The organism is Exiguobacterium sp. OS-77, assembly GCF_000414195.2.
Lineage (GTDB): Bacteria > Bacillota > Bacilli > Exiguobacteriales > Exiguobacteriaceae > Exiguobacterium_A > Exiguobacterium_A indicum.
Window position 1 is genome coordinate 322,637 of sequence record NZ_DF239008.1, and the last position, 16,448, is coordinate 339,084.

Below are 16,448 nucleotides of genomic sequence, written 5' to 3' on the forward strand. Positions count from 1 at the left end.
AGGAAAGACGTATCCAGAAGGCGTGACGATTTGTTGACGCTTACTTGGCGAGTGCTTCCGTGATCGTCTCGATATTTGTTTGCATCATGCTGTAGTAGGTGTCGCCATCCTTACCCGGTGCACCGAGTGAGTCGGTGAAGAGAGTACCACCGATCGGAACACCAGTCTCCCTTGAGACGGTTTCCATGCTCCGCCGATCGACGCTCGTTTCGACGAACAGGACAGGGATATCTTGCTCCTTGATCGTATCGACGATCCGGCGGACTTGAGCCGGAGTCCCTTGATTATCTGAGTTGATCTCCCAAATATAATCCGCTTTGACGTCATAGGCAGTTCCGAAGTATTTGAAGGCTCCTTCGCTCGTGACGAGATGACGTTCTGCTTTCGGAATAGCGGCAAACTGCTTTTTCGCTTCCTGATTAAGCGTCTGCAATTTTTTGATATAGGCATCGGCATTTTTTTCGTAGTCGGCTTTGTGCTTCGGATCTTCCTTGATTAATGCCTGCTTGACGTTTTCGACGTAGCGGATGCCATTGCTTATATCGAGCCACGCATGTGGATCAGTCTCCGATTCTTTGCCCTTCGTCGTCAGGTATTTCGGTTCGACGCCTTTGCTTAAACGATAGACTGGTGCGTCAGACGCGTCTTTGCCAGTCGTTGCCCGGAGTTTATCGAACCACGCACCGCCGGCTTCCAGGTTCAACCCGTTGTAGAAGACGACGTCAGCATCTGCCATCGCTTGTACGTCTGCTGGAAGTGGATCATACTCGTGCGGGTTTGCCCCGATCTTGACCATGCTGTGGACATCCACATGTTCACCACCGACCTCACGTGCGAGGTCAGCGAGAATCGAATATGTCGCAACGACCTTCAGCTTCCCGTTATCTTCTGCAGGTGTCGAACAAGCAGCAAGCAAGATCGTGCTGAGGAGGACGAACAGAAAAAGTTTTACTTTCATACAGTAGACTCCTTTCGTTTCCGGTGACGCATCAGACCGTGACGTGGTGAGAAGACGAAGACGAGTGCGAACAACGTCGTCGCGACGAGGACGATCGACGCACCGGAAGATAGATTATAGGTGAAGCTGAAATACAGTCCGACGATGGCGGACAGCGTACCGAATCCTGCCGCTAGGAACAGCATCCTTGAGAGACGGTTCGTCAGTAAATACGCGGTCGCTGCTGGTGTGATCAGCATCGCGACGACGAGGATGATGCCGACGGTCTGAAGTGAAGCGACGGTGACGAGTGTTAGTAACGTCATCAGTCCGTAATGAATCCAACGCGTCGATAGTCCATAGGCTTGCGCCATCGTCGGGTCAAACGAGCTGATCAGCAACTCTTTGTAGAACAAGAAGATCCCGCCGAGGACAATCAATCCGATGATGACGGTCATCCACATGTCGCTCGGACGGACCGCGAGGACGTTACCGAACAGAATGTGATAGAGATCACTACTGCTACGCAAGAACGAGATCAGGATGATCCCGAGGGCGAAGGCGGATGTGAACATGATTCCGATTGCCGTATCGTTCTTGATGCGACTGTTCTGGCTAACGAAGCCGATTCCGAGTGCGGTCACGAGACCCGTCACGACAGCACCGATCAGGAAGTTGATTCCGAGTAGGTAGGAAATCGCAACACCAGGTAAAACGGCGTGCGAGATCGCGTCCCCCATCAATGACATTCCGCGAAGGATGATGAAACAGCCGATCACACCACAGATGATGCCGACCATGATGGCGGTGATCATCGCTTTTTGTAAGAACTCATACTGAAGTAATGCCTCGATGAACGTCATCCTTGTCCCTCCTTGCGTCGTTCGAATAGCGGTAAGCCATACGCTGGTTCGAGCCATTCCGGTGTCAAGATATCAGACGGTGGACCGACAGCGATCAGTTGTTTGTTCAACAGCATCAATGTGTCGAAGTAGTCTTCTGCTTTATGCAAATCATGGTGGACGACGACAATCGTCCGCCCTTCGGCTCGGAGTGTCCGTAAGAGCTCGATGATCATCTGCTCACTCGCGACATCGATGCCGACGAACGGTTCGTCCAGCAATAGTAGCTCTGCTTCTTGGGCAAGGGCACGCGCCAGAAAGACCCGTTGTTGCTGTCCGCCTGACAGTTCACCGATTTGGCGTTCAGCATGATCGGACATACCGACGCGTTCGAGACAATCCATGGCGAACGCTTTTTGTGCTTTCGATGGTCGTTTGAATAAGCCGAGCTTCGGATAACAGCCCATCAACACGACGTCCTGCACACGAACCGGGAAATCCCAATCAATTGCACTTCGTTGTGGAACATAAGCGACGCGTGACCGGACGTCTTCGAGTGATTGGTCGAGCACGCGTAACTGCTCGATACGAGCCGGGATCAGACCGAGGACGGCTTTTAAGAATGTGGATTTACCAGCACCGTTCGGTCCGATGATGCCAATCAACGAAGCGACCGGGAGGCGAACGGACACTCCGTCGAGTGCATGGGTATCAAAATAAGAGACGGTGAGACGATCAACGTCAAGGGCGTACATGAATGATCACTCCTTTGGTTTTGTGGTATATAGAAGGAAAGTTTCCTTAGGGCAAAAAATAGGGTAAAAATTTTAACTCCAATCACTGGAAAAAGATTCGGTCTACAAATAATGTTTCCTTAAGGCAAACTTTAAAGCCATAGGAAACAGATGTCAACTGTTTTTCGATATCGATCGCGAATCAACTCGTGCTAAGATGAAAAGGCAGAATACAGGGGGTGAGGAGATTGCGTCAGACAGCAGAACAACAATGGAAGTGGTTATTGCTCGATGCGCTCGCGAAGGAAAAGCGGGAGCAAGCACAGCAAGTCATCGAAGAGGTCTATCCGTATGATATCGCGCAAGTGTATGAAGAGTTGGGCGAAGACGATCAGGCACGACTCCTCGACTATCTGGATCACGAGCGATTGGCGGATGTCCTCGAGGAGCTCGAAGGGGAGCAACGTCTCGCCGTCTTACGTCGTTTAGACGTCGAGCGTGCCGGGCACGTCCTCGATTTAATGGAGAACGATGACGTCGCGGATTTACTCGAGGAACTTGGACCGGAAGAGACCGACCGCTTGCTTGGAAGCATGCGGACGGACGAGGCTCTGATCGTCCGCAATCTCTTGACGTATCCACCGGAAACGGCAGGGCGCTTGATGACGAACCGGTTCATCTGGGTCGGAGAGGATTTCACGGTCGGTGAGACAGTCGAGAAGATGCGCGACTACATCGAATATTCGGAGACGATCAACTATGTCTACGTCGTCAATCAACTCAGTGAACTCGTCGGTGTCATCTCATACCGGGATGTCATCTTAGCTGAAAATACGGAACGGATTAGTGACGTCATGGAGACGAAGGTGATTCGGGTAGCGGCAGAGACCGACCAGGAAGAAGTCGCGCAATTGTTCGAACGCTATGATCTCGTCTCGTTACCCGTCGTCGAGGGCGACATTCTCGTCGGACTCATCACGGTCGATGATGCGCTTGACGTCTTACGGGAAGAAGCGAACGAAGACATCGAGAAACTCTCGGCGTCCGGTAAATCAATTGATTTCGAGACGAAGCCGTGGATTGCTGCGACCCGTCGCTTACCGTGGCTCGTCTTGCTACTGTTCATCGGGCTCGTCTCCGGATCGATCATCAGTCAGTTCGAAGAGACGCTCTCAAAAGTCGTCGCGCTCGCCTTCTTCATGCCGATGATTGCCGGGATGACCGGAAATACCGGTACTCAATCGCTCGCGGTCGTCGTCCGCGGATTGATCACGCGTGAAGTCGATAAGCGGGTCGCGACTCGATTAATCCTGCGAGAACTCTGGGTTGGTTTAATCATTGGTGTCATTTGTGGTATCTTGATCGCCGTCATCGCCTACGTCTGGCAAGGGAGTGCCGTCTTAGGACTTGTAGTCGGCAGTTCGCTCGTCATCACGTTGATCTTCGGGACACTTGCTGGAACGATCATTCCGCTCATCTTACATCGTCTAAAGATTGACCCGGCAATCGCATCCGGACCATTGATCACGACGTTGAACGATATCTTATCGCTCCTCGTCTACTTCGGGATTGCAACGGCATTCATTAGCCGCTTGATGTAAAAAAACCGAACCGATTCATCTTCGTCAAGAGGAAGGGAATCGGTTCGGTTTTTTCATGTGTGATCATTCGTCGTGCGAATCCAGATCGCGAGTGGACCAACGTCGTCAAAGCCGGATTCAAGCGCTGTGATCAGGTGATCGCCATACTCGTAACCGACGAGCGATTGACCGGGAAAATGTGCTGAACTCAAACGTGCGATATCATCCCATAAGCGTTCGTCGAGGTAATCGGAATTGACGTACGTCAGTCCGGTCGTCACTTGATTCGAGTAGGCGATGCAACTTGCTTGTTGCGCCTCCGAATAGAAGAATCGGACAGCGGGATGTTGCCATAACGTTGTGGGCAACTCCGGTGTTGCCTGGATAGCCTGGAAGCGAGCGAACTGATCGAGATCCGTCACGACGGACCAATCGACGGGAAGAGCACGGCGATCGAGTATGGCAGGGCGGGTCATCCATTCCGCTGTGAACAGATGACTGAGACCGGCACTCGAGAAATCATAGCTTGCCGTGCAGTCCTTGATACTGTAGGCATCCGTGACACCAATTCGCTGATGGGGAAGCCGGACCATCAGTTCCGGATAATAGCTTGGTACGTTTCCTTGAGCGTGCCAGGTCGAATCAGTTTCTGTCACCCGGCAACCGGCTGACTCACAGACGAGGCGACACCAATCGAAGTTATTTTGGATGGCAGCTTGGCGCATGGATCATTCCCCCTTATTCATCCTCCGGTTGTTTAATCAGGACATACGATAACGTGGCAATCAGTGTTAAGAACAGCCCGCAGCCAATCGTGATGTATGCCATCGTAAAGACCTTACCGAGCGTCGTCGTCGGAACGAACGTTGGATGCCCAACCGTACTTAATGTCGTGATACAAAAGTAAAGTGCATCCACTATCGACAGGTTTTCTTCCGTGCTATAGAAGATCGTACCGGAAACGAGTGTCAACAGGCAGAGAATCAATAGACCACGAAAGTAAGATAAGTGAAAGGCGCGGCGCAATCCCTTGAATAAGCGTGAAAAAATCGTCAGTACAGAAATCATGGAATCTCTCCTTTAGGATCGTTGCGTCGAGTCCATCGTATCATGAATGAAATAATCGTTCTTTCCGGCATGTTTGACACGATACATCGCTTGGTCAGCATGCTGAATCAGCGTGTCGAGATCGACGCCATGATTGGGTGAGTAACTGAGTCCGATGCTCGTTCGGATTTCAATGGTTTCTTCAGCGAACCGGTAAGGGTTGTCTTGCAAGTACGTCAACAGGTCTGCGGCATAAGTATGGAGCGTAGCGACAGACGGATGACGATAGAGTAAGAAGAATTCGTCGCCACCGACACGGGCAGCGAATCCATTCTGTTCCGCATGGTGTTCTAGTAGGCGAGCGATATGAATCAAGAAGGCGTCACCGATTTGATGTCCATACGTATCGTTGATGACTTTGAAACCATCGAGGTCGACGACGATGATCGCGATATGATCAAGTTCGAGTAACTCTTGCGCTGCACGTTCATAAAAGCTCCGGCGATTCGCAATCTTCGTCAACGGATCGTGGTAGGCGAAGAAACGAATCGTCTGCTCCGCTTCCTTGAAGGACTGGATATCACGAATCAACAGCATCCCGTGCAACTCTTGTTCGATGAAGACGAAATCGGCATCCATGACGACGTAGCGTTCTTGTTGTTGTGCTGTCAAAATCTTCGTCTCGAATTCATTGAACTTACGTTGCGATAAAAAGTGCGTCATATAATGCAGCGACCAATCGGCTTGTTTTTTATCCGGCAAGTAGGTCGAAAACGTACATGCCGTTAAGTCATCGGTCTCAAACAGCCGATGAGCGGCTGGGTTGGCACTCTCGATTCGTCCATCCCGGTCGAGCAGCAGGATTGCCGAAGGATTCAAATTGTAGAGCGTCGCGAAACGCTTCTGATAGGACGCGAGATAATCGAATCGGCGCATTGCGATTGCCAGTGCTCCTGCCCAGAACAAACCGCCATACATATAGGCATACGGTGGCATGATGCCGTAGAACGACCAGTAGCCGAAGACGATATCCCACGCGAGAACGAGAATCGCGACACTGAGTAAGACATTGATAATGCCACGACGCGCATCTTTCAAGTGTGTCCGTGCGTACACGAGCAGACCGATGACGAGGAGATGGAAGATGTTCCCGATCGTCATCGTCACTAGATATTGTGTGTTGAATTCAGGATAGATGAACTGTCCGACCTGTGTGAATTGCTGACTGTTGATGACGTTCGTCTGGAATACGTATGTCGTCAGCACGACGCCCATCGGAAGATAGAAGATCCATGGGTACAGTAAACGTGGCATTCGTTTCCACAAATTCGAGACGCGAAAGATGAAGTGGAGCGATGTACTGAAGACGATCAGACCAGCATTTCCGAACCAGTAGGTCACGAATGCCGGACTAAAATCGATCGGGGAGGCATTCCGGAAAAATTCACCAAGGAACAACATCCCGTAAGCGAACGTGAATAAGCTAAGCAGTCGGTGTTGCGGACGTGATGGATTGCGTAAAAATATATCAATCGACATGTAGAACATGATGAAGGTCGGAATCAGATAGACGATCGTAAAAAGAAACAAGGATGGCATGGCGTTCCGCCCTTCTAGATAATTTTTAGGTAGATAGTCTCAGTATAGTGGGCAAAGATTGCTTAGGCGGATTGAAATTTCAAAAAAAGGGAAATCAGTCGAGATTTAATGTCAGTCGTCGTATTTTGGCGATCCCTTCGAGACCTGACGGATCATGATGTGTCTTATGGGCGACGAAATGTTCATCGGCTTCTGTCGTCCGGATCCGTAACGGACGTTCGTCACGGTGGACGACCTCGAAGATCACCTCAGCCAGAGCTTCTGCCGATTGGCGATCGGCATGTCGCGTCCGATACGTCTGCAAATAGGCCGTGATGATCGGTTTGAAGTCGTCTTCGTGTAAGCCGCCCGTCCGTTCGAGTTGATCGAGCACAGTTGCGGTAAAGTTCGTCTCGACGGCGGCTGGTTCAATCAGGGTGACGTCGATATTGAAGTACGGTTTATAGTAGGTCGCAAGACTTTCGAACAGCCCCTCGATCGCGAACTTACTGGCACAATACAGTTCATTCATCGGTTGACCGACGAGACCACTGACGCTTGAAGTCGCGAGTAAGTGACTACCGTCCGGTGCTTGTTTGAGTAAGGGGAGACAAGCTTCGATCGTTCGGATGACACCGAAGACGTTCGTTTCGAAGAGTTGCTTGATTTCATAACTCGTCGCTTGACCGAGTGCGCGCAGCAAACCATGACCGGCATTACAGAACACGACGTCGAGATGATCGACTTCTTGTTCAATTTGACGAACGGCTGCTTTCACGCTTGTTTCATCCGTCACATCGAGCGGCAAGAAGGTAAGCGTCGGTAATGACACGGTCATTTCGTCTGGGCTCCGGACACCAGCGTAGACGAACCATCCGGCGTCTGCGAATCGCCGCGCCGTCGCAAGACCGATACCAGAAGAAGCACCCGTGATCAACATCGTTTGCATATCTATTCCTCCGTTCTGAAAGTAGTTGTCTTCTATTATTTACCCGAATTACTGTTGAACTATTTGCATTAAAATTGCATATTGTAATGAAAAAACTTAATATAAAGAAAAAAGGAGGCAGGAATCGATGGGGCAAATCGAACGGTTGCAACAGATGCGGGAATGGATCAAGACGAGTCCTGAAATTTCGCTCGATCAATTGATGCAGGAGTATCAGATTTCACGGGATACTGCACGTCGTGACGTCATCGCCCTCGAACAAGAAGGGGAGATCATTCGCGTTAAGAATGGATTAGTCCGTGCTGGTGGAACACTTGCATATGAGCAACGGACAGAGAAACCGGAAAAACGGCGGATTGGGCAGCGTGCAGCGCGTCACGTCCAAGCGAACGATCGCTTATTGCTCGACGCTGCAACGACGGTATCTGAGATGGCACGAGCACTTCCGCCTTATCCACTACAAGTCATCACGAACTCCCTCGACATCGCAGACTATGTCGGAGCTCGCACGGATATTGAGCTGTACGTCACGGGAGGACGTTTCGACCGGCATGCGCGCAGCTTGAGTGGGATCAAGACGGCAGACGACATCCTGAATTATCAAGTCGATTGTGTGTTTCTTGGAGCATGTGGATTGACGGAAGAAGGACTTTTTGCGGAACAACTCGAAGAAGCGGTCGTAAAGAAAGCGATGATTCGAAGTGCGACCCGTGTCATCGTCCTCGCAGACCATACGAAATTCAATAAGCGTTTTTTGCATAAGGTCTGTGACTGGGAGCAAATCGATGTGCTCGTCACCGATCAAGTACCAGATGCAACGTGGCAAGAACGACTAGATCATTATCATGTCGATCTCGACGTGACAGAGGAGGAAACAACATGAACCCGATTCAAACGACGCTCGTCGGATTCGGCTTTTCAGCGGTGACGTTCCACGTTCCGTTCTTACAGGCATTACCGGCATTTGAAGTGACGCAAGTCGTCTCAAGTCGACCGGAGCAGGTGGCACAACATTTCAGTAAGGCGACGGTCGTCGCGACACTTGCTGAAGCCTTACAGGATGAGAACACGGAGCTCGTCATCATCACGACACCAACGGCACTCCATTTCGAAATGGCAAAACAAGCGATTGAAGCAAAAAAGCACGTCTTACTCGAAAAGCCGGCTGTCGTAACGATCGAAGAAGCACTGGCGCTGCAAACGTTAGCGAAACAACACGGCGTTCAAGTCGCCGTCTATCAAAATCGTCGCTTTGACGGTGACTTCCTGACACTTGAACAATTGATGGAAATGAACGAGATCGGCGACTGGCAAGTCATCGAATCACGCTTTGATCGCTATCGCCCGGTCGTTCGGGAACGCTGGCGGGAACAAGCGGGAAGTGGCGCCGGCATCCTGTTTGATCTCGGCTCACACTTACTCGATCAAGCACTCGCTTTGTTCGGAGAACCGGATGCACTCACAGGCGACGTCTACCTGCAACGTGACGGTGCTGTCGTCGATGATGGTTTCCACATCACGCTGCATTACGGGACGCGTCGTGTCATTCTCCGTTCGACGTCCTTCATTCAAGGACCAACACCACGTTTCGAGTTTCATGCGACGCGCGGCAGTTACATTAAATACGGAATGGACCCACAAGAAGGACGGCTTGCGAAAGGTCATCCGGTGGACGAACAGCTCGGTGAAGATGAAGTAGATTCCTACGGTTACCTTCAAATCGCTGATCAGCCAGTCGAGCGTCTCGCGACACTTCCAGGCAGTTATGCGACGTTTTATGAACAGTTGGCGGAAGGACTTCGCGGGGGACGAGTACCTGTCGATTTACGCGACGCTGAAAAAACGATGCGTCTGATTGAAGCAGTGCGCATCAGCAGTGATGAAGGACGACGCCTCTTACGAAAGGAATGGGATGCATGGAAGAATTGAAGGTGTTGCTAGCGGAAGAGGACGAACTCGTCCTGACGTCATTGACGAACACGGAAGCGATCGGGATGGGACATGAATTGATCGGACGGGCGATGAAGGAGAACTTATCGATCGCCGTTGAAATCAAACGGAACGGGCAGCGTTTATATTACGCGGCGCTCGACGGTACGGCGCCGGATCAGGAAGAATGGATCCGCCGGAAATCGAACGTCGTCTTGCGGCATGGCTATAGCTCACTCTACATGCGCCGGTATAATGAGAGTAAACATCGCTCGTACCACTCGATGTATGCCGTTTCTCCGGCTGATTATGCCGATGCCGGCGGATCGTTCCCGATCCGGATCGAAGGAGTCGGTGTCGTTGGTACGATCACCGTTTCCGGTCTATCGCAGGAAGCGGATCATCGTCTCGCGACGGAAGCGTTGCGCTTACTTAAGAGACAACAGCTGGGGCAATAAGGTATTTATAAAACACAAGTGTTGATTCTCGTGCAAGACTTCGCTTTCCGCGGGCGGAAGGCGAGCCTCCTCGCCGCATTCGCGCCTACGGGGTCTCACCCATTCCGCTTTTCCCGCAGGAGTCTTCGTCTTGCACGTTCATCAACGGATCGTTCGACACGAAAAAACCGAAATGCTGAAGTGAATATACTTCAGCATTTCGGTTTTTTATATTCTATTTTGATAGATCATGAGAAACAGCAGGACTCACGTTGTTCACGCAACTCCTACAGGAAAAAGCGCAAGATTTTGCGCTGTCAGAGATAAACAAGACCCGGGTCGGCTGTCTGTGACAGTCGACCCGGGTCTTGTGTCTCGCCTGAGGAAAGCGCGTGAACGAATCGTGAGGACAATCGTTACGATGCCATCGAATCAGATGAAGCCGACACGTCTTTACGTGTGTTCCCGCGATAGACGAAGTAAAGCGCAGCAAGCATCGCAAGCAGACCGAGCAGACGTTTTCCGTCGAGCGGCACGACGACGCCACCGAACGCACCGATGTGGTCGATGACCATCCCTGCTGCGAGTTGACCGATGACGGTCGCGATACTAGCTGCCGTGACACCGATTTGCGGGACAGCAAGAATCGTCAGGAAGAGATAACTGACCCCAAACAAGACGGCACTGAGTTGCCAACGTGGTGCTTCAAGCAAGAGCAAGACGTTCCCTTGACCAAAGAACAAGATAGCGAGTGCGAGAATCAGCATTCCGGTGAAAAAAGTCAGGAACGTACTTTCGAGAGCCCCTGCCTTTTGACTGAAGGCACCGTTGATCGAGGACTGGGCGCTCAGCATCACGCCGCCGAGTAATGTAAAACCGAGTAATAGAATATTCACGAGCGAACCTCCTTAAAAGATGAGAAATAGAGCGACGAGCATCAAAGCAGAAGCCGTCAGCTTGTCACGATTGATCGGACGTTTCGGACTACCGAGCCAGCCGTAATGTTCGATGACCATGCTGGCGATCATCTGTCCGATGATGACACTGATCATGGCGAGACCGACACCGACGAGCGGGATGCTGATGATCAAGATCGTCAAGTAGATACTACCGAGTAGACCACCGAGCAAGGTCCATTTCGGTGCGCGAAATGTATAGCCGAGTGAACCTTTTCCGAAGAAGAGGACGATCAGCCCGATGATGATCGTACCGGCGAAGAAATTATAAAAGCTACTTTCAAGTTTTCCGACGAAGTTCCCGAGCTCACCATAGATGGCCCCTTCGACACTTAAAGCGATACCCGCAAGTAACGCGAGTACGTAATACACGATTTTCAACAGAATTCATCCTTTCACGAATCTAAATATCGAGAAATGTCGATATGTAAGGCAAGGAGAACGGATCAAAGTTCTCCTTTGAGGTACGCTGCGAGCTCCTGGATTTTTTCTTCATTTCGCCGGTAATACGTCCATTTGCCGTGACGTTCGGATTCGAGCAATCCGACTTTTTGCAACATCGCAAGATATTGGGAGACGGTCGATTGAGATAAGTTCGCCTTCTCTTGGATATCTCCGACGCAGATGCCTCCCTTGTCCGACAGATTCGTCGCGAGATGGGCCGTCGGCTTATTGAAATGAGTCTCGGGATCCTTGAGCCAGCGTAAGATATCAAGACGTACCTCGTTCGATAATGCCTTGAATAGATCCACTTGATTTGTCATACGCTTAAACTAATCGATGATTCTCGATATGTCAATCCAAGACACTTAAGGTTGGACGAATGCATGCTTTAAAAGTCGATGTGTCACCTTAGTTGCCGTATACGGCTCAAAACCAAATCGTTCATAAAATGTACTGGCATCGTCCGTATAGAGCCAGAGCTCGGAATACGTCAACAGCGCTTCTGGGATGATTTTCTCAAGCAGTTGCGTACCGACACCGTGATGTCGCATTTCCGGTAAGACATAGACATGACGAATCCGACCGACGTCAATCGCGTCGGTTTGTTTCATATAACCCCCGCACGCGATGACGTGACCGGAGAGCGACAAAACGACGAACATTGCTTCTCCGTCTTCTCGATACGTTTCATTTCGGCGTTCACGTAGCATCCGTTCGATGAAGGGATAGCCTTCCTGTGTACTCTTTGATAAGATTGGTAACCAGTTGAAGTCATCAAAATCGTTGACCCGTTCGATTGTCATCTCCATCTGTCATTCCTCCTTCTTCTCCCTTGGATATTCCTTTTTCGGGAGTAGGAAAAACACGAATCGAGAATCAATTCGAGCTTTTTTTAAATAGAGACTGGATTTTTAAAAGCCGTTTTGCGTATAATGAGAAGTAATGGATTGAACGCAAATGAAAGGAAGTGGCCGTCACAATGAGCCTCAGCCGTTTAAGTAAAGAAGAGATTACTGATCTTTCGCTGATCGAATTCGTCAACGAAATGTTGCAAGAAGCTGGCGAACAGCCAATCACGTTCGATGACATCACGTCAGAAATCGAAAAGTACCATACGTTTACAGATGAAGAAGACAAGTTCGAGAAACTTGCTCAACTCTATACAGACATGAACATCGATGGAAACTTCGTCAACGTCGGAGCGAACCGTTGGTCACTCCGCGCTTGGTATCCGTTCGATAAGTCGGATGAGGATCTCGTCATCGAAGCGCGTCAACGTGGAGAACTCGATGAGTTTGAAGAAGAGTTCAACTATGATGCAGAAGAAGATGAGTTCGAGACGATCGAAGACGATCTCGATACATTCGCGAAGACAGCGGACTATGATTCAGCTGACGACAGCGAAGACGATGATACGTTCAAAAAAGTCGCAGCCATCGATGATCTCGATGACGATCTCGACGAAGAAGACTTAGAAGACTTCGAAGAAGAAGAGGAAGTCTAAGCACGATCAACCACAACTGTACAGCTGCTATTTCCCTATAGAAATGGCAGTTTTTTCGTTGACGGCTGACGAACGAGCACGGAAATTTTTCTTTGAAAAATTAGGCTTGACGAAGTTTTCCGAATGACGTAAGTTAGTCATGGGCTTCTTTAAGCAACGTGCTTATTTCAGCAAAAGTGTCTCCTATTCCAATGGGGGCACTTTTGCTTTTTTGTTTTTACCACCTCTGTATTGTTGAGATGTGAATTAGAGAAGGGAGCAATATTTAACATGACAAAGTATATTTTCGTAACAGGTGGCGTCGTATCGTCACTCGGTAAAGGGATCACAGCTGCATCGCTCGCTCGTCTCTTGAAAAACCGTGGCCTCAATGTCACGATCCAAAAATTCGACCCGTACATCAACATCGACCCGGGTACGATGAGCCCGTATCAACACGGGGAAGTATTCGTCACGGATGATGGCGCGGAGACAGACCTTGACCTTGGTCACTACGAGCGTTTCATCGACATCAACTTGAGCCAGAACGCAAACGTCACGTCTGGACGTATCTACTCGACGATCCTCAAGAAGGAACGCCGTGGCGACTACAACGGTGGAACGGTCCAAGTCATTCCGCACATCACGAACGAAATCAAGGATCGCGTTTTCCGCGCTGGAAAAGAAACGGGCGCTGACGTCGTCATCACAGAGATTGGTGGAACAGTAGGGGATATCGAATCGCTTCCGTTCATCGAAGCCATTCGTCAGGTGAAAAACGATATCGGGAAAGAAAACGTCATGTACGTTCACTGTACGCTCGTTCCGTATCTTGCAGCAGCAGGTGAGCTCAAGACGAAACCGACACAACACAGTGTCAAAGAACTCCGTAGCTACGGTATTCAACCAGATATCATCGTCTTACGTGCGGAGCACCCAGTCCCACAAGAGATGAAAGATAAAATTGCTCTCTTCTGCGACACACGTCCGGAAGCAGTCATCGAAGCACAAGATGCATCGACACTCTATGAAGTACCACTCAACTTGCAACGCCAAGGTATGGACCAACTCGTCTGTGACTACTTCAAGTTCGATACACCAGCTGCTGACATGACGGCTTGGAAACAACTCGTTCACACAGTGACGCACCTCGAGAAGACGACGAAGATCGCACTCGTCGGGAAATACGTCGAATTGCGTGATGCGTACATTTCGGTCGCAGAAGCATTAAAACACGCTGGATTTGCCTTCAACAGTGACATCAAAATCGACTGGATCAACGCAGAAGACGTGACGCGTGAAAACGTCAACGAATTGCTTGGTTCGGCAGACGGAATCCTCGTTCCTGGTGGATTCGGCGAACGCGGTATCGAAGGGAAAATCGAAGCGACACGTTTCGCACGCGAGAACAACGTACCGTTCTTCGGTATCTGTCTCGGGATGCAACTCGCAACAGTTGAATTCGCACGTAACGTCCTCAACCTTGAAGGCGCACACTCAGCGGAAATCGACCCAGCGACACCATACCCGATCATCGACTTGTTGCCAGAACAAAAAGACATCGAGGACCTCGGTGGTACGCTCCGTCTCGGACTCTACCCATGTAAACTCGAAGACGGAACGAAAGCGCGTGCCGCGTATTCAAGCGAACTCGTCTACGAACGTCACCGTCACCGTTATGAGTTCAGTAACGAATTCCGTGAGCAGTTCGAAGCAAACGGCATGGTCTTCTCAGGAACGAGCCCAGACGGTCGTCTCGTTGAGATCATTGAGATTCCAGAACACAAATGGTTCGTCGCGTGTCAGTTCCACCCAGAATTGATCTCACGTCCAGAACGTCCACAAGCGCTCTTCCATGACTTCATCCAAGCTTCACTCGGTGAGTAAGTCGTATCCAAATAAACCTGTCTTCTTCAAGAAGACGGGTTTATTTTCATTTATTCCTATCGTCAAAATACATATCTGCTATAATGGTAGCGGATTCATTCCTACAAATTTTAGATAGAGGGGGGAATATCATTGATTCCGAAGTATAAACATGTCGCTGAACAAATCGAGATCGAGATCAATGAGCACGTCTATCAACATACGAACAAACTGTTGACGGAAGACGAATACGCCCAAAAATTCGATGTCAGCCGAAATACGATCCGGAAGGCGATCGAGATTCTCGTCAATAAAGGATACGTTTACCAAGTACAAGGGAGCGGTGTCTTCGTCCGCGATCATTATAAGAGTGATTACGTCAATCTCGAAAAGCTACAAGGATTGACGAGCGACTTCAGTGGACGGAAGGTCGAGACGCGCGTTCTCGCTTTCGAACAGACGAAGGCAGACGAAGAAGTCGCGGAACGCATGAAATGTTCGGTCGGTACACCGGTCTATTACGTCAAACGACTGCGTCTCGTCGATGATCACCCGTTTTCGATCGAAGCGTCCTATTTCCGAAAAAATCTCGTCATGTATCTCGATGAGAATATCGTTCAAAAATCGATCTACACGTATTTACGCAATGATCAAAATCTGTCGATCGGATTTGCGGATCGCGTCATCTATGCTGATTACTTGAATAGCAGTGACGCCGAGTTGCTTGGATTAAAAGAGAACGATCCATCCTTACTCGTCGACAATACAGTCTATTTGACGAATGGGAAAATCTTCGACGTCTCGCGAGCGACGCATCATTTCCGCCACGTGAAGATGCTGAAGGTCTCGAATATTAAATAAGAAGGAAACACACGAAGCGAATTTCGTGTGTTTTTTTTATTTAAATTTTTTAAAAAGAAAGGGTTTACACGTTATGAAAGCGCATGCTATTATCGAACTGTAGAATTTGTACCTATGAATTTAAGTTATCCATACAACAAAGGAGAGACAGCATGACTTCTGAAACGATTGAAATTACCCCGGAAGATATTTTTGGATTGATCGCCTTGTCGGGCGACGCCAAAGCAAGCTACCACCAAGCGATGTTACTGATGCAAGAAGGTAAAGTCGAAGAGGCACAAGCGGCTGTTGCAGCAGGTGACGCGACACTCAAGGATGCGCATAGCATTCAGACGAAGTTCGTCACACTTGAAGCACAAGGTAAGACAGCGACGGTTGGCGTCCTGATGGTACACGCGCAGGATCACCTCATGAACACGATCCTCGTCAAGGAAATGCTCGGATATATGATGAACATGCAAAACGAAATCAACCAATTGAAGGGAATGGATCAATAATGATGAAAATCGGACTCTTTTGTGCGGCAGGTATGTCGACGAGTATGTTAGTAGAAAAAATGAAAGCGGTTGCCTCGAAGCGCGGCTTAGAAGCAGACATCGCAGCATACCCGGAATCAGAGATGGAAACATACGTCAACGAACTCGACGTCGCTCTCCTCGGACCACAGGTGAAGTACCTTCTTTCAAAAGGAAAACAGATCTGTGAACCAAAAGGTGTGCCAATCGATGTCATCAACACGATCGATTACGGCATGATGAACGGAACGAAAGTACTCGACCAAGCAATCAAACTCGCAAACAAATAA

20 protein-coding genes are annotated in these 16,448 nt (G+C 49.6%); 9 read left to right on the top strand and 11 right to left on the bottom strand.

What is annotated here, in order from left to right; genetic code table 11:
* Positions 1-40: 40 nt before the first annotated feature.
* Genes EXG77_RS01640 through EXG77_RS01650 form a run of 3 tightly spaced genes read right to left on the bottom strand, consistent with a single transcriptional unit; the run spans position 41 to position 2,534 of the window.
* The gene (locus tag EXG77_RS01640) at positions 41-958 is read right to left on the bottom strand and encodes a metal ABC transporter substrate-binding protein (RefSeq protein WP_035395748.1); all 918 of its coding nucleotides are present in this window, start codon (positions 956-958) and stop codon (positions 41-43) included.
* Positions 955-1,800, bottom strand: a complete 846-nt coding sequence (locus tag EXG77_RS01645; RefSeq protein WP_029342804.1) for a metal ABC transporter permease — start codon at positions 1,798-1,800, stop codon at positions 955-957. Before EXG77_RS01645 ends, EXG77_RS01640 begins: the two co-directional genes overlap by 4 nt.
* The gene (locus EXG77_RS01650) at positions 1,797-2,534 is read right to left on the bottom strand and encodes a metal ABC transporter ATP-binding protein (RefSeq protein ID WP_035395750.1); all 738 of its coding nucleotides are present in this window, start codon (positions 2,532-2,534) and stop codon (positions 1,797-1,799) included. The genes EXG77_RS01645 and EXG77_RS01650 overlap by 4 nt, the downstream gene beginning before the upstream one ends.
* A gap of 227 nt (positions 2,535-2,761) precedes the next feature.
* On the opposite strand from EXG77_RS01650, the gene mgtE reads away from it, so the two are divergent.
* Positions 2,762-4,114 (top strand): magnesium transporter, encoded by a 1,353-nt coding sequence (mgtE, locus tag EXG77_RS01655; protein ID WP_035395754.1) that lies wholly within the window; start codon positions 2,762-2,764, stop codon positions 4,112-4,114.
* 53 nt (positions 4,115-4,167) lie between these two features.
* Here the strand turns inward: mgtE and EXG77_RS01660 are convergent, their stop codons facing one another.
* The 4 genes from EXG77_RS01660 to EXG77_RS01675 all read right to left on the bottom strand — a co-directional run bounded on the left by EXG77_RS01660 (position 4,168) and on the right by EXG77_RS01675 (position 7,667).
* Positions 4,168-4,818 carry a hypothetical protein gene (locus EXG77_RS01660; RefSeq protein WP_035395757.1) on the bottom strand — a complete coding sequence of 217 codons (651 nt, stop codon included), beginning with the start codon at positions 4,816-4,818 and terminating at the stop codon, positions 4,168-4,170.
* A gap of 13 nt (positions 4,819-4,831) precedes the next feature.
* Entirely contained in the window at positions 4,832-5,161 is a 330-nt protein-coding gene (locus EXG77_RS01665; RefSeq protein WP_023469572.1) for a potassium channel family protein, read from the bottom strand.
* A 12-nt stretch (positions 5,162-5,173) separates the two neighbouring features.
* Positions 5,174-6,739: a sensor domain-containing diguanylate cyclase gene (locus tag EXG77_RS01670; RefSeq protein WP_035395760.1), complete on the bottom strand. Its 1,566-nt coding sequence runs from the start codon at positions 6,737-6,739 to the stop codon at positions 5,174-5,176.
* Between the two features lie 94 nt (positions 6,740-6,833).
* Positions 6,834-7,667, bottom strand: a complete 834-nt coding sequence (locus EXG77_RS01675; protein WP_023469570.1) for an SDR family oxidoreductase — start codon at positions 7,665-7,667, stop codon at positions 6,834-6,836.
* 127 nt (positions 7,668-7,794) lie between these two features.
* Between EXG77_RS01675 and EXG77_RS01680 the strand changes: the two genes are divergently transcribed.
* Genes EXG77_RS01680 through EXG77_RS01690 form a run of 3 tightly spaced genes read left to right on the top strand, consistent with a single transcriptional unit; the run spans position 7,795 to position 10,054 of the window.
* Positions 7,795-8,550, top strand: a complete 756-nt coding sequence (locus tag EXG77_RS01680) for a DeoR/GlpR family DNA-binding transcription regulator (RefSeq protein WP_035395763.1) — start codon at positions 7,795-7,797, stop codon at positions 8,548-8,550.
* Positions 8,547-9,596: a Gfo/Idh/MocA family oxidoreductase gene (locus tag EXG77_RS01685; RefSeq protein ID WP_035395766.1), complete on the top strand. Its 1,050-nt coding sequence runs from the start codon at positions 8,547-8,549 to the stop codon at positions 9,594-9,596. Before EXG77_RS01680 ends, EXG77_RS01685 begins: the two co-directional genes overlap by 4 nt.
* Positions 9,584-10,054 (top strand): heme-degrading domain-containing protein, encoded by a 471-nt coding sequence (locus tag EXG77_RS01690; protein ID WP_023469567.1) that lies wholly within the window; start codon positions 9,584-9,586, stop codon positions 10,052-10,054. The genes EXG77_RS01685 and EXG77_RS01690 overlap by 13 nt, the downstream gene beginning before the upstream one ends.
* A gap of 395 nt (positions 10,055-10,449) precedes the next feature.
* On the opposite strand, the gene EXG77_RS01695 is transcribed toward EXG77_RS01690, so the two are convergent.
* From EXG77_RS01695 to EXG77_RS01710, 4 genes are all read right to left on the bottom strand, one after another.
* A complete protein-coding gene (locus EXG77_RS01695) occupies positions 10,450-10,929 on the bottom strand; it encodes a DMT family transporter (protein WP_035395771.1) in 480 nt (159 codons plus the stop codon).
* Between the two features lie 12 nt (positions 10,930-10,941).
* A complete protein-coding gene (locus EXG77_RS01700; RefSeq protein ID WP_023469565.1) occupies positions 10,942-11,370 on the bottom strand; it encodes a DMT family transporter in 429 nt (142 codons plus the stop codon).
* Between the two features lie 65 nt (positions 11,371-11,435).
* Positions 11,436-11,753, bottom strand: coding sequence for a helix-turn-helix transcriptional regulator (locus EXG77_RS01705; protein WP_023469564.1), 318 nt, complete (start codon positions 11,751-11,753; stop codon positions 11,436-11,438).
* 45 nt (positions 11,754-11,798) lie between these two features.
* Positions 11,799-12,242, bottom strand: coding sequence for a GNAT family N-acetyltransferase (locus tag EXG77_RS01710; RefSeq protein WP_023469563.1), 444 nt, complete (start codon positions 12,240-12,242; stop codon positions 11,799-11,801).
* A 170-nt stretch (positions 12,243-12,412) separates the two neighbouring features.
* Here EXG77_RS01710 and rpoE point away from each other — a divergent pair, with 170 nt between their 5' ends.
* The 5 genes from rpoE to EXG77_RS01735 all read left to right on the top strand — a co-directional run bounded on the left by rpoE (position 12,413) and on the right by EXG77_RS01735 (position 16,448).
* A complete protein-coding gene (rpoE, locus tag EXG77_RS01715) occupies positions 12,413-12,937 on the top strand; it encodes a DNA-directed RNA polymerase subunit delta (RefSeq protein ID WP_023469562.1) in 525 nt (174 codons plus the stop codon).
* A gap of 270 nt (positions 12,938-13,207) precedes the next feature.
* Positions 13,208-14,803 carry a CTP synthase gene (locus EXG77_RS01720; RefSeq protein ID WP_035395773.1) on the top strand — a complete coding sequence of 532 codons (1,596 nt, stop codon included), beginning with the start codon at positions 13,208-13,210 and terminating at the stop codon, positions 14,801-14,803.
* A gap of 132 nt (positions 14,804-14,935) precedes the next feature.
* Positions 14,936-15,643: a GntR family transcriptional regulator gene (locus EXG77_RS01725; protein ID WP_035395776.1), complete on the top strand. Its 708-nt coding sequence runs from the start codon at positions 14,936-14,938 to the stop codon at positions 15,641-15,643.
* Between the two features lie 152 nt (positions 15,644-15,795).
* Complete coding sequence (locus tag EXG77_RS01730) at positions 15,796-16,140, top strand: PTS lactose/cellobiose transporter subunit IIA (protein WP_035395779.1); 345 nt, start codon at positions 15,796-15,798, stop codon at positions 16,138-16,140.
* Positions 16,140-16,448: a PTS sugar transporter subunit IIB gene (locus EXG77_RS01735; RefSeq protein WP_035395782.1), complete on the top strand. Its 309-nt coding sequence runs from the start codon at positions 16,140-16,142 to the stop codon at positions 16,446-16,448. Before EXG77_RS01730 ends, EXG77_RS01735 begins: the two co-directional genes overlap by 1 nt.

Coding starts and splice junctions, on each gene's coding strand:
- EXG77_RS01710 (WP_023469563.1), bottom strand. CDS start 12,242: ATGGAGATGACAATCGAACGGGTCAACGATTTTGATGACTTCAACTGG.
- EXG77_RS01665 (WP_023469572.1), bottom strand. CDS start 5,161: ATGATTTCTGTACTGACGATTTTTTCACGCTTATTCAAGGGATTGCGC.
- EXG77_RS01645 (WP_029342804.1), bottom strand. CDS start 1,800: ATGACGTTCATCGAGGCATTACTTCAGTATGAGTTCTTACAAAAAGCG.
- EXG77_RS01685 (WP_035395766.1), top strand. CDS start 8,547: ATGAACCCGATTCAAACGACGCTCGTCGGATTCGGCTTTTCAGCGGTG.
- EXG77_RS01675 (WP_023469570.1), bottom strand. CDS start 7,667: ATGCAAACGATGTTGATCACGGGTGCTTCTTCTGGTATCGGTCTTGCG.
- EXG77_RS01735 (WP_035395782.1), top strand. CDS start 16,140: ATGATGAAAATCGGACTCTTTTGTGCGGCAGGTATGTCGACGAGTATG.
- rpoE (WP_023469562.1), top strand. CDS start 12,413: ATGAGCCTCAGCCGTTTAAGTAAAGAAGAGATTACTGATCTTTCGCTG.
- EXG77_RS01650 (WP_035395750.1), bottom strand. CDS start 2,534: ATGTACGCCCTTGACGTTGATCGTCTCACCGTCTCTTATTTTGATACC.
- EXG77_RS01680 (WP_035395763.1), top strand. CDS start 7,795: ATGGGGCAAATCGAACGGTTGCAACAGATGCGGGAATGGATCAAGACG.
- EXG77_RS01705 (WP_023469564.1), bottom strand. CDS start 11,753: ATGACAAATCAAGTGGATCTATTCAAGGCATTATCGAACGAGGTACGT.
- EXG77_RS01640 (WP_035395748.1), bottom strand. CDS start 958: ATGAAAGTAAAACTTTTTCTGTTCGTCCTCCTCAGCACGATCTTGCTT.
- EXG77_RS01730 (WP_035395779.1), top strand. CDS start 15,796: ATGACTTCTGAAACGATTGAAATTACCCCGGAAGATATTTTTGGATTG.
- EXG77_RS01690 (WP_023469567.1), top strand. CDS start 9,584: ATGGAAGAATTGAAGGTGTTGCTAGCGGAAGAGGACGAACTCGTCCTG.
- EXG77_RS01720 (WP_035395773.1), top strand. CDS start 13,208: ATGACAAAGTATATTTTCGTAACAGGTGGCGTCGTATCGTCACTCGGT.
- EXG77_RS01660 (WP_035395757.1), bottom strand. CDS start 4,818: ATGCGCCAAGCTGCCATCCAAAATAACTTCGATTGGTGTCGCCTCGTC.
- EXG77_RS01670 (WP_035395760.1), bottom strand. CDS start 6,739: ATGCCATCCTTGTTTCTTTTTACGATCGTCTATCTGATTCCGACCTTC.